This window comes from Lysinibacillus sp. LZ02 (assembly GCF_050613145.1).
GTDB lineage: Bacteria > Bacillota > Bacilli > Bacillales_A > Planococcaceae > Lysinibacillus_B.
In genome coordinates this window covers 584,488-597,607 of the sequence record NZ_CP192507.1, presented here as the reverse complement: position 1 = coordinate 597,607, position 13,120 = coordinate 584,488, and the positions used below count along the sequence as shown (strand labels likewise).

General features: G+C 38.1%; 5 protein-coding genes. 3 read left to right on the top strand and 2 right to left on the bottom strand.

The window, feature by feature from the left end:
* Nucleotides 1-270: 270 nt before the first annotated feature.
* Nucleotides 271-2,355 (top strand): transglycosylase domain-containing protein, encoded by a 2,085-nt coding sequence (locus ACQQ2I_RS02765; RefSeq protein ID WP_431029036.1) that lies wholly within the window; start codon nucleotides 271-273, stop codon nucleotides 2,353-2,355.
* 451 nt (nucleotides 2,356-2,806) lie between these two features.
* Here ACQQ2I_RS02765 and ACQQ2I_RS02760 read toward each other — a convergent pair whose 3' ends face one another.
* A complete protein-coding gene (locus ACQQ2I_RS02760; RefSeq protein ID WP_431029035.1) occupies nucleotides 2,807-3,328 on the bottom strand; it encodes a YwhD family protein in 522 nt (173 codons plus the stop codon).
* A gap of 69 nt (nucleotides 3,329-3,397) precedes the next feature.
* Here ACQQ2I_RS02760 and ACQQ2I_RS02755 point away from each other — a divergent pair, with 69 nt between their 5' ends.
* The gene (locus ACQQ2I_RS02755) at nucleotides 3,398-3,583 is read left to right on the top strand and encodes a 2-hydroxymuconate tautomerase (RefSeq protein WP_391367796.1); all 186 of its coding nucleotides are present in this window, start codon (nucleotides 3,398-3,400) and stop codon (nucleotides 3,581-3,583) included.
* A 57-nt stretch (nucleotides 3,584-3,640) separates the two neighbouring features.
* Nucleotides 3,641-4,291, top strand: a complete 651-nt coding sequence (locus tag ACQQ2I_RS02750) for a class A sortase (RefSeq protein ID WP_431029034.1) — start codon at nucleotides 3,641-3,643, stop codon at nucleotides 4,289-4,291.
* Nucleotides 4,292-4,411: 120 nt separating this feature from the next.
* On the opposite strand, the gene ACQQ2I_RS02745 is transcribed toward ACQQ2I_RS02750, so the two are convergent.
* Nucleotides 4,412-13,105 (bottom strand): collagen binding domain-containing protein, encoded by an 8,694-nt coding sequence (locus ACQQ2I_RS02745; RefSeq protein ID WP_431029032.1) that lies wholly within the window; start codon nucleotides 13,103-13,105, stop codon nucleotides 4,412-4,414.
* Nucleotides 13,106-13,120 lie beyond the last annotated feature (15 nt).

The window sequence follows — 13,120 nt, the reverse complement described above, 5'->3', positions numbered from 1 at the left end:
TTGTACCATTTAAATTATTTCCTAGAATAATAGGAATATTCCTGTGATTAAATGTTAAAAATGCAAGTATCAATTTATCTAAACTGCAAATTTTACACAAATGAAATACTTTTGTAACACAATTGAAACTTTTCGTTTAAGTTAAACGTACTATATTATGCAGTTCAAAAAAAGTATAGATGTTTTTCTGCAAAGTGCAAGAGTTTTTCGTTATTAATTCACACGAAAAGCACATACTACCATAACGAGTACAGATCGAGGTGAAATCGTATGAAACGACGTCAATATTTTAAAAAGAAAACACGTAAAAAATGGTCCAAAAATGTACTGTTAGTCACGATTGCATTAGCTAGTGCATTTGTGGTTTCAATCCTCTCATTACGTGTTTATGCACAAATAGCTGGCGCACCACCACTGACAGTTCCGAAAGCTTCGATATTTTTAGATAGTCAAAATAATCAAATCGGTGACTACTATACAGACGAACGCCGTTACTGGGTCTCAATCGATGAGTTATCACCCTATTTAATCGATGCAACGATCGCTGTAGAAGATAAGGATTTCTATGAACATGGTGGGTTTGATTACTCTCGTATCGCGGGGGCCTTATTAGCAGATTTGAAAGCCGGGTCCAAAGTGCAAGGGGCGAGCACACTCACACAGCAGTATGCACGAAACTTATTTTTAACACATGAAAAAACGTGGACACGGAAAATTAACGAAGCCCTATATGCCTACCGCCTTGAAATATTTTACGGGAAAGATGAGATTTTAGAGGGCTATTTAAATACGGTTTATTACGGTCACGGAATGTACGGAGCGGAAGCGGCGAGTCGTTACTATTTCGGAAAATCCTCCGGTGATTTAACATTAGCGGAAGCAGCGATGCTTGCAGGTATTCCAAAAGGGCCAACATACTATTCGCCTCTTGCCAATGAACAAAAGGCGACAGAACGCCAACAGCTTATTTTAAGCTTAATGGAAAGTCAAGGGAAAATTACAGCAACAGAAAAAGAGCGCGGCGTTTCAGAACAGCTGGTGTATAAAAGTGACGAGTGGATTGCATCCAAATCGATTGCCCCTTATTTCCTAGATGTTGTGTGGGCTGAAGCAAGTGAAATTTTAGAAAGCCAAAACTTAAACATTAGTGAAGGCGGCTGGAAAATTAAAACAACTTTAAATCAAGCACATCAACAGGCGGCAGAACAAGCGGTCGCTAACCATATGCCCGATAGTGAATTACAAGTGGGTCTTGTCAGTATGGACCCTCATACTGGGTTTGTAACAGCCCTTGTCGGTGGGCGTGATTATGGGACGAGCTCATTTAACCGTGTGACACTCGCACAACGTCAACCTGGCTCGACCATTAAACCAATTTTATATACAGCAGCACTAGAAAAAGGCTATACACCGATGACATTTAAAGACGTATCGCAAACGACCTTTACGTATGATAACGGTCGCCAAACCTATACACCAAAAAATGTGAACGGACAGTTTGCAACCCATGAAATGTCACTGGCACAAGCAGTAGCTATTTCTGATAATGTGTATGCAGTGAAAACATTACAAGATATCGGTTACCCAAGTTTCCGTAATGTATTAGAGCGTTTCCAGTTAAATTCAACAAAAAGTGAGTCACCTTCTATTGCACTCGGAACAATCGAAACATCACTTTATGCCTTAACAAATGCTTACAACATACTAGCGGCTGGTGGTGAATCTCTTCATGCGACAACGATTCTTTCCATTGAAAATGCGAAAGGACAAATCGTTTATGAGTATGAACAACCTAAAAACGAACAAGTTGTAACGGAAGCAGATGCGTACATTATGACGCAAATGCTCACAGGCATATTTGATCCTGTATTTAGCGATTACTCTCCTGCAACAGGTGTATCCATTCGACCAAAAATGACGCATACGTATGCAGCCAAATCTGGCACAACAAACAGTGACCAATGGATGGTTGGTTACTCTACTCATTTAACAACAGGTGTATGGAATGGCTATGATCATGGAAAAAATTTATCTACACAAGCAGATAATTCGACTACAAAGCAAGTATGGATCGATTTTATGGAGGCTGTGCATAAAGGATTGCCTAACGAGGAATTTGTAGCGCCGTCTACTGTTGAAGGCGTAGTAGTCGATATTACTTCTGGTAAAATTGCGACCGAGGCATGCCCAGAGAATCAGCGTCTCGTCTATGTAAAAGCAGAAAATGTGCCAACAGAAAAATGCTCGACGTATTGGTTTGATTCTGATTGGTTTAATCCAGAGTCATTAGAAAATTCATGGGATAGCTTACTAAACTGGCTACCATTTGAATTATTTAAGGAACCTGCACAATAATGATACGTCTAATGGTATACCAGGACTTTCATTAATCAATTACCCCTCGGCTTAATGGCGTTCGGATTTTGTCTACTTGTATTCATCTCACCACCTATAGAGATGGGCGTCCATCTGCCGAATGAAAATAAAAAGAGCTACTTCTTCCCCGGAAATACGATTGTTCCGTGGGAAGAAGTAGCCCTTTTATGGCAAGCGAAAGCATGAGAATCATGGGGCATTCGGCTTGGGAATGTTCAAATGCCGCATAGCTCTCATCGCTTTTCGTTTGGCCAAGTGTCCTAGCGCCTACTACTGTAAGCTCTGCTTCAAGTGTACTTTTTTTCATTAGTAGTTTCAACTACCGATTCAATACTAATTACAATTGTCACACTTTGTTCACGCATTTTTATATATTTTTCTACAAAAAGATTGACGAACATATAGCTTTTATCTTTATGATGCAAAAATTTTATGGTTTTACAGTTAAATCATCTCGTAGTTTCTGCTCACTCCGATGCCACATTTCCAAGTTATGCGTCTTAAAGAAATCAGTCAACACTTGCTTTGAGACATCATCCATAAAATCAACCATAATATGTCGCTTCATCGATTTATCCATTTTATTTACATGCTCTGGTAGCAACTTATAGCCGCGACGTTTTTCACGGTTTACAACCATCTCACATGCCGTCACACCCGCAAAGTAAGGACCGTCCGCTTTATAATCAATCGTGACCCATACAAGCCAGTATGTTTTCCCACCTTCAGAATCTTCCCGATTCGTTGTGAACTTGATGCCCCGTTCTACATCACTTTTCGCATGCATCGCGCCGATTTCCACAGCCGCTGTTTTTTCCTGCACATCAATAATCACCGGCGATACATTTTCAAGCGTTAGCGAGCCAATCCCAAACCCACCATGTCCATCAGTCGGATCATTTTTAATAATGGTAAAGCCCATTTTTTGTTTTGGTTTTTCTTCATTAGACATTGTAAATCCCTCCGTTTATATTATTATAAATAATATACACCATAACTCAAAGCGGGGAGGCTTTATAAGATGCCAATCGTCACAGTCAAATTATTAGAAGGTCGTACGGATGAACAAAAACGTGCATTAGTTGAAAAAGTAACAGAAGCGGTAGCTGAAACAACAGGTGCTCCAGCACAAAACGTAACAATCATCATCGAAGATATGTCAAAAGCACACTACGCTACAGGCGGCGTTCGCGCTTGCGATAAATAAGATTTTGAGAGAGAATTTACTTAATATAGTAAATTCTCTTTTTTTGTGAGGTGACGTATGAAAACAAAACTAATCCAAATCGGTCTTATACTGATGTTCATTACGGGGCTTATGCTCGTCTTAATCAACCCTATACAAAGCTTTCTTGTCTCTCACTTAAGTAAGTCGCTTGTGCCGACACCAACCGAGCAAGTAGTGACTGAAAATAGTGAGGTAAGCTTTGATTTTGAAGCGGTACAATCACTATCGATCGTTGATGTGTTACGTGCCCAAGCGAGCAAGAGTGACTTACCTGTAATCGGTAGCATCGCCATCCCTGAAGTTGGCCTAGAGTTACCTATTTTAAAAGGTGTAGGAAAAGAAGCTTTAGCTGCTGGCGCTGGTACGATGAAACCACAGCAAATGATGGGACAAGGCAACTATTCACTAGCTAGCCATTACTTTGAAGAAAAAGATATATTATTTGGTCCGCTTTACGAAGCTGAAGTCGGCGATAAAATCTATTTATCTGATCTATCCTATGTGTATGAATATGAGCTGACAACGAAGGACATCATCGAGGAAACAGACGTCTATATTATCGATGATATACCGAATGAAACATTACTTACACTCATTACTTGTGCAGAAGAAGGCTCCAAACGCTTAGCCGTTCGCGCAACATTTACACAACGTTATACACCTGAAGATGCAAAGGAGGCCATCTGAAAAGACATTTTGAGATGGCTTCTTTACGACCACCGCAGGAGCAATATTTCTTAGTAGATATGTATCAAGAAGTAAGAAAAGGGTGTCCGGAAAGTTTTCACTTTCCGGACACCCTTTTTATTAGGCGTTTTTACGACGACGGATTAAGAAGAATGCGCTCATTGCCATTAAAGCAAGACCTGCATACAACATTGCCGTTGTAGACGCACCATCTGTTTGAGGAAGCTTCGCTACGCTCTCGCCTGCTGTTGAAACATTATCGTTCCCCGCTGTTGTACCATCAGTCGCTGGCTCTTTCGACTCCATTGCGACTAATGTACGCTCAAGCTCCGCTAAACGTTCCTGTAATTTTGTAAGTTCTACACCTAATACACGCAGAAGCTCTGCTTGTTCTTCAGGTGTAAGCTGTTCAAACATCTCTAAGAATTGCTTTAATTCTTCGATTTGCTTTTTAATATCTTCCGGATTATTTGGAATTGGATCTTCTATAATCTTTTGGATATTTTCTACCTGCTCCGGTGTTACTGGAGTTGGTGTACCTGGATCTGTCGGCTCACTCGGATCTGTCGGCGGTGTGCCTGGATCTGTTGGCTCACTCGGATCTGTCGGTGGTGTGCCTGGATCTGTTGGCTCACTCGGATCTGTTGGTGGTGTGCCTGGATCTGTCGGCTCACTCGGATCTGTCGGTGGTGTGCCTGGATCTGTTGGCTCACTCGGATCTGTTGGTGGTGTGCCTGGATCTGTCGGCTCACTCGGATCTGTTGGTGGCGTGCCTGGATCTGTCGGCTCACTCGGATCTGTCGGCGGTGTGCCTGGATCTGTTGGCTCACTCGGATCTGTTGGTGGTGTGCCTGGATCTGTTGGCTCACTTGGATCAGTTGGTGGCGTGCCTGGGTCTGTTGGCTCACTTGGATCAGTCCCTCCACCTGGATTTGTTGGTGGAACTGGTTCAAATGGAATTGGATTTTTTGGTACACATTCTTCTAAGCGTACCTCCTCCATTCGATTTGGCGTAAAGACAACAATATCTCCACCATCTAATTTAATTATCTTTAAAATTTTCCCGAATTCATCAACAATATAATATTCGTTGCTATCAACTAACTTCGACTTATCAATTGTTAGTTTACCATCTATATCTACTGTTGCAGTATCTTCAGATGTCACTACTAATGCAACATCTACTGTCGTTACATCCGGAGATGTAATTGGTCCTCCAACAGCTGTTTCAGAAAGAATAAATACTTCCTTATTCTCGTATGTTGGAAGTGTAATCGTTGGGCGCTCACATGCTGGGTAATTAAATATACCTGTACAATCCGTAACAGTAATTTTACCCACTTCCATTCCTGTTGCATCCTTCACAGTCAAGTTACCATCTGTAAATGGCACCGTAAATGTACCTGTCGCATCTACTGGCACAGTTTCAATAATTGAACCATCTGAAATCGTTACAGTTTGTCCTGCAAGCTCTGGCACAGTTACATTTGCTATACAAGCTTCACACTCTACAATAACTAAGTTCGTCACAGTTGATGTAATATCAATCACTTTCGAAACGTTTGTTGTTGTATTTGTTACTGTGTAAATGCCTGGTGGTACAGTTGTTGAAATTATACCGTTTTCATCTGTTGATGTCGTAAATGTATTCCCTTTTCCATCATCAAACGTGAATGTTGTCTTGCCCATCGGTAAATCACATGATTTAAATGTAATCGTTGCATTTTTACAGTCCTGTGTAAGTGTCACTGGAATCGGGCCGACCGTTGTTTCATCTATTGTAATGATTTCACTCAGATCGAACGCTGTTGTTCCACTTAGAACGATAACAAACCTACCTTCATCTAATTGTTTTGTTACGTTACCATCTTGAACTGTAACCGTCATTTTTGAAGCTGGAATTAATTCATTATTATTGTCAATCTCATAAATATCAACTGTTGTTGTGCCTAGCTTGTTACAGCCGATGAGTGTAATTTCTACTGGCACCGGGTTACATGGCTCAAGAACTTTGATTACATCATTTACAGTTGTAGTTTTTGTTACGTCAAACGGTGTACCAAATTCTTTAATGCCACCTGGATACGCAATGTAATTACCTACTTCAAGTGAAACTTTCCAAGCAGTTGTTTCATCTACTGTCGTTACAATTCCGTCTGTATCTCGATTGTAAATATCAACTGTTGTACGTCCCTCTTTGTCACAACGATCGAACTCAATTGTTACTTCTTCAGCTGGACATGGTTCTGTTACCGTAATTACTTGTGTTGTAGAGTTTGTGACATCAAATGACGTACCATTAGTTGTTGTTCCACCTGGATACGCGATATAAATACCATTGTCTAAATCTACTGTATATTTATTAGCATCTTTCGTCACAACTGTTGCTGTACCTGTTGGATTACCTGATGCATCTGTTTCATACACATCAATGGACGTTGTAGGTGTAGCTGCTTTTTCACATGCATCAAATTCAATTGTGATTTTTTCTGTTCCACAAGGTTGTGTCACAGTTATTGGGTTTTGGATTGTCTGTTTACCAACTGTAAAATCTGTTCCATTTGATGTTGTTCCACCTGGATATGCAACATAGTTACCTTCCGCTAAAGAAGTTGTCCAGTTTGAATTAACATCTACTGTTGTTACTTTAACTTTTGTATCTTTATTGTAAATATCTACAGTTGTTGTGCCTAGCTTATCACAGGCATTAAACACGATTGTAATTGCTTCGGCAGCACATGGCTCGTTAACAACTACAGGATCGTTAGAACCATCTGTAACACTAAACTCTACTCCGTTTTCCGTAGTCCCTCCTGGATATGCAATATAATCGCCTACTTGTAAAGTAGTTGTCCAGTTTGTTACTCCGTTTACTGTACCAACTGTTTTAAAAGGTGTAGTTTCGCCTTTTTTATAAATATCTACAGTTGTCACATCAGTATTATCTTTTTCACAGCTCTTAAAATCAATTTCAATTGTTCCACAATCCTGTGTTGCAATTGTGTATTTATTATTCGCTGTATCATCTGTGATAGTGATTGTACGTTCTACCATTCCTTCACCCGTTACTTTATAAGTACCTGCTGGAATGTTTCTCGTTACTTTACCATTATCAGCTTCAGCCACAGTCACCGTGTAAACATTAGTTGAATCTGAGAATGTAAATGTTCCAGAAACTGGTCCATAACAATTCTCAAATGTTAATTCTACTAAGTTACTACCCAATTCCACTTCTTTTGGTGGAGTAGGGTTCTCATCTCGTGTAACCGGGAATGTTGGTTCACTTGGATTTTCACATTCCACATTTGTACTTGAGATTTGTTTCACAACAAAGTCTGCTGTATTTTGTCCATCAGGTAAATTGAATTGCAATGTAATATTTTGCGTAGATTCTCCTGAAGCTAATGTTACTCTTCCAACTTCTGTCGTACCATCTGGCGCATAAATACCATATACACGGTCACCTAACGTACATGAGTCATTAATTGTTACTGTTCGCTCAATTTTTTTGTTTGTTATTTGAATTGAGGCATTTGTTGATTTGGTAGATTCTTTAAATGCAAATGTATTAGTAGTAAATGTCGTCTTCAGACCTTCGTATCCTGTTGGGAATTTCGTTTCTGTTATGACATAATCGTCGAATAATACATCTACTTCAACACCATTTACATCCTTGAATTTAATTTCACCATTAACATTTGAAGTACCTTTATACGATTGGTATGGCTGAATTTTAGTACCTGTAATTGTAATTTCAGCACCTTCAATACCTTTTGTAGCCTCATTTTCATCTACTTTTGTAATCGTTATTTTCCCTTTACCACGTTCATTTTCAAACGTTGCTGGTGGTACTTGTGTGCCTGGAGACGTAGGTATTCCAGGCTCAATTTCAATACATGTGGATGTATCGAACTCTACTAATTCATAAGCACGCTCAACATAGTATTCTTTATTGTCGCTTGTAAGTGATTTTTGAACGACTACATATGTCCCTGAACCATACTCAGAGAAGTCAATTTCAGGCGTTTTTCCGTCTGAACCTGTTGTGAACGTATCTACAAGTTCATATATTCCCGGCCCCGGCTTAATAGTTGAACCAGTTGGACAACCATTAATCGCTTTATACAGTTCAAACTCTGAACCAACCAACTTGTTACCATCTGGATCTTCATTTGTAACGGTTGTTTTTATCGGCTCGTCGTTTTCTGGGAATTCAAGATTACCTGGTGTGTCTGGTACTACAGTTATTTCTTTTGGATCCTCACTTAACTTACATCCACCTGAAGATGTTAATTGTTCTACTGTATACTTACCACTTGCAAGGTGAATATTCGTAAGCTCAATTTTCGCTTGACCTGCCGGTAATTTAATTACTCCTGTTGTCGGGTCAATATTCGGAATGTTATTTCCTAATGCATCTTGCTTAATTACTTGATTCGTTGTTGTATTAACTAACTGATACGTTGTTTCTTCCTTATTACAGCTATTTGTAATAATCACTGTACGCTCTAGCTTTTTGTTTGTAACTTTAATATCTGTTACAGCAGTTGTTTTATTGTAGTCAAAAACAATGCCAGAATCATTTGTAAATCCATTAGCACCATCTAACTTCGCAAGACCTTCATATTTAAATCCAGTATTGTAAAGCTCTGTTACTGTGTATTTATCTTGGATGATTGTTAATTCAGCTTTTGCAATATCTCCCTCTTTTGCATCAGCTTCTGATTTATACCATTTCGTAATTTGCCCATTTATATCTGTTTTACCGTAGTAAATTTTTGGGCTATTCGCTTTTTTACCAGTTAATTTAATAACCGCGCCCTCAATTGTATGCTTATCGCCATCTACTAATGTTTTTGTTAGCGTTAAATCAACTAGAGTACCTGATTCGTCACGCGGGTTTTCAAATACAGGCGGTATAACATCATTTTCATCTGTTGGTGAAGAAGTAAAGCAGTTTGTTGTATCAATTTTCACCACTTCACCTGGACGATTTATATAATATACATTTGTAATATTATTTTGTACGATGAAGTACTGTCCGGATGGAAGTGAAGAAATATCTACCGTCACCTTACCTCCTTCACCCGTTACTACTGGTACAGATGTAACTTTTTCATATTTAGTTGCATCTGTTAAATCTGTAACTTTCCCATCAGTAGGATTTGGACAGCTGCCTCCATCTACAATTTTATAAATATCAAATGTTGAGCCTACTAAAGGTTCGCCGTCATCACCTTTGTTTTCAACAGTTAGATGACGAGGGTTATTTTGTAATGTACCTGCATCGAATTTTACTATTGAGTTAGATGAAATCGTAAATGACTTCTTAGTTGTATCTAGTTTATAACCTATAGCTGTCTCTATCTCTTGGAAGTAATAACTACCCGGCTCTAAATAAGATACATAAATTTCACCTGTTGTCGGATTAGGTGTAAGTGTCGTGATATCTAGCGTACCATCTTGTGTTCTCACACCGTTCTCATATTTGTATTTTGGAACCGATGTCACTTGTGTTCCATCCTGTTTATACAATTTGAATTTGACTTGTCCAAGTTTAGTTGAATCTAAACCTGTTTTTTTCAGCGAACTAGATTGTAAAACTTCATCATTATTAACAGTCCATACCTTGGTATTGGCTGCACCATCCGTTAATTTACCAATCGTTACTGTATACTTCGCATATTTCGCACCATTTTCTGTTACTACTTCGATATTAGAAGCACCCTGTAATGTTGTAGGAGCTACATACCCCTCTGGTAGTTTTTCTTTTATGACGTAAGTTCCAGTACCAATATCAGCAATTGTGAATTTACCAGTTGCATCTGTTTTGTACACTGTATCATTAATTTGATATTTACCAGACTTATTCCAAACGGTAAATTCAACGTCTTTTAATGGATGGTTTTTACTTGTATCGTCATTGTTTATCCCTTGTTTCGTAATTTCAAGGTTGACACGTTTAAATTCCATACCAGCATCTGAATCATTGTAAGTGAAATTTGTTGCCACTTCAGATTTAGTAGATTCACCCGTTACATCTTGTCCGGTTGTTGAGTTTGTATAATTTAGTACCGCATTATTGCTCAATGCCCCATTATTTGGACCTTCATAAAAGGATTTATAGCTTAATTGATACGATGCGTTTTCCTCATTTAACCTAAATTCAAATGATTGCTTATCCGGTAAAATCGTTAATGCCCCTTTGTCAGTTAACGATACCGGTGAACCTAAAGTGACACCGTCTTTTCCATAAACAAATGGTCTTAATTCAAACGATTCTTGCAAGTAAAATTGTTTAACATTTGGGTCCGTACTTGATAAGTTATCTTTTACAATAATATTTTTAATTGTTGAACCCGATTTGTTAATATCGATTTTCCAATCTACTGTTGAATCGGCTGAATTTGGTGTACCTATTTTTTCAATTAAGTTATCCGCAACTTCTACAGTTACTTCTGCTTCCTTAGGTTTCCCCTTCAATTCACCATTTAAATAAATTTCAGCATTATTTTTATACGTTTGGTTCGTTTTGTTATTTCCTGTACCACCAGTTCCGATAATCCCATCCGTATCTTTTGTTTTATACACAATTTCGTATGCTGAACTTGTTGAACTATCAAAGGTAAGTGTTAGTGATTGTCCTGAGATAGCAGGTGTGTAACCGGAAGTAACTTTTTCACCACGTTGTAGACTACCATTTGGTTGAACGTTAATTTTATAAATTTCAATAGCACTCGTTCCTAAAAAGCTTTGATAATCGTCAAGTGTATCAACAATTTTGTTAATTTCATTTTGGTTAACGTTCGCTTTTAAAGACCACACAAACTCACGTGTTGAATAATCATAGCTTCCTGATTTAATTGCATTATTTTTAAATGCTTCTAATGGCGTAAATGTACCGACCTTTGATTCGTCTTCTACTGGTTGGGTGCTTTCTCCGCCACCCCACTCAAATTTAATGTTATTTTGATATGCGGATTGCCCAGTAGCGGCTAAATATTTTTCTAACACATCAAACTTTGTTTTATAATAGAACACCATTTTGTCAGTTAATGTACCGACCTTTAGTGTGAACCCATTTTTATCGATTATAGAATCACTTAAGCTATTTGGGTCTGTTCCGGTTTCAGATCTAAAATAGTTGCCATCTGCATATTTTAGTAACTCCAAATTACCTTTATTTGTAGATTGAGTATCTAAGAAGTCTTTTATTACGACATTTTCCATTGTATTTAGGTCAGCGTTTAATTCTACTTTCCATTCGACTTCTTTATTAGAGTAATCTACAGCATTTACATCTTTACGTCCCACACCATATCCAGCATAAATTTCAGTAGATACTTTATATTCATAAGCCTCTCCTGGATTACCTGGATTTTTGACTTCTACTGTATTTGCAATTGGTTTAGGTAGCTGACCATTTTCTCCTGCAATAATATCTTTTTCAGATACTGTTTCATATTTTAGTTTATATGGCTTTGTCGTTTCCTTCTTAAATGTCACTTGAATAAATTTATCCGTGTCATTTAACGCAACATCAGCCATTTCAGTAGTCTGTAAGTTGTCAGCAGAATTAGAGGAATAAATCAATACTTCATTTTCGCCTTGAATTTCATATAATCGAATAGAATCTTCCACATATTTATGTAAGCTACCCGAACCAAGTGAATCTTTTAAGACGCGATCTTTAATTTGGTTTCCTATATAATTATAGGAAACTGTCCAATCAGCCTTATATTTATCACCTGTATACGTCTTTTCTAGCGGTTTGCCATATTCAAGGTTGACTGTTGCCTCTGCATCCCAATTTTCTGTTCCACTACTAATCGTAGGTATTACGGACACCTTATTTGTAAATGATTCCACTTCAGATTTTGGTGTACGTTCTACCTGTGTAATATATGTCACCTTATAGGCATTCGTACCTGAAAGATTATCGAGTGTGAAATCAAAGCCTTTATTTGACTGATTAATGTTTGGTGTAGTAACAGGTGTTGGAGTACCTACAACCTTTATTTCATTTAACGTAGCTTCCATTTCTACGGATTCTATTTTTACAGAACTCGCATCAAGAGAAAGATCTCCTTCACCCCAACTATCTTCAAATTGGAATTGTGTAACTTCTTTTGCTGACTGGTTTACCCATACTGTCCATTGAATATAACGTTTTGCTGAATCTTTACCTGAGATTTCAACTCCCTCTTTGGAAATTGAAGAATCCCCACCTTTAGGGCTGAACTTTAATTGAATAGATATATTTTCTTCAGAACCATATTTCGGAATATCTAATGTTTGTTCTAAATCATCTGTTTTGAAATTACCGAATTTAGCTGAGAATTGAATATATCCTCCTTTAATACCACCCTCTATAAAAGGTTTAACCGCCTTCACTGTTACTACTTTATTTTCGTCTACTTCATATTCAAAATACTTTTCGCTACCAATTGAAATTGGACCGCTTAAAGCTTGTTTGTCGAATACTAGGAATGAATCTGGTAATTGAAATTTAAACTCATCACCGTATTCAAACTCTAAATCTTCGTCCGTAGAAAATTCATAACGTAATTTCACAGTATCCCCAGCTTGTGGCTTCACATTATTTGCATCAGCTGTACTTGAAATCTTTGTACCATTGTAATCTAAATACGCAAATTCAAGATTTAAACCAGCTAAAGGCGTTATGGCTGTTGCAGAAGTATTTTGCGTATTTTTCTCTTCAGCCGCAAACGTCACCCCATATGTACCAAACGGCCCGAGGATGGTTTGGAACAGTACGAGTACCGTGAGAAGCGCTATATTTAGTTTTCTCATTTCCTTAGCTTTTCC

Bases quoted from the DNA above. Each gene is read 5' to 3' on its own strand.
- ACQQ2I_RS02765 (WP_431029036.1), top strand. From the start codon at position 271: ATGAAACGACGTCAATATTTTAAAAAGAAAACACGTAAAAAATGGTCC.
- ACQQ2I_RS02760 (WP_431029035.1), bottom strand. From the start codon at position 3,328: ATGTCTAATGAAGAAAAACCAAAACAAAAAATGGGCTTTACCATTATT.
- ACQQ2I_RS02755 (WP_391367796.1), top strand. From the start codon at position 3,398: ATGCCAATCGTCACAGTCAAATTATTAGAAGGTCGTACGGATGAACAA.
- ACQQ2I_RS02750 (WP_431029034.1), top strand. From the start codon at position 3,641: ATGAAAACAAAACTAATCCAAATCGGTCTTATACTGATGTTCATTACG.
- ACQQ2I_RS02745 (WP_431029032.1), bottom strand. From the start codon at position 13,105: ATGAGAAAACTAAATATAGCGCTTCTCACGGTACTCGTACTGTTCCAA.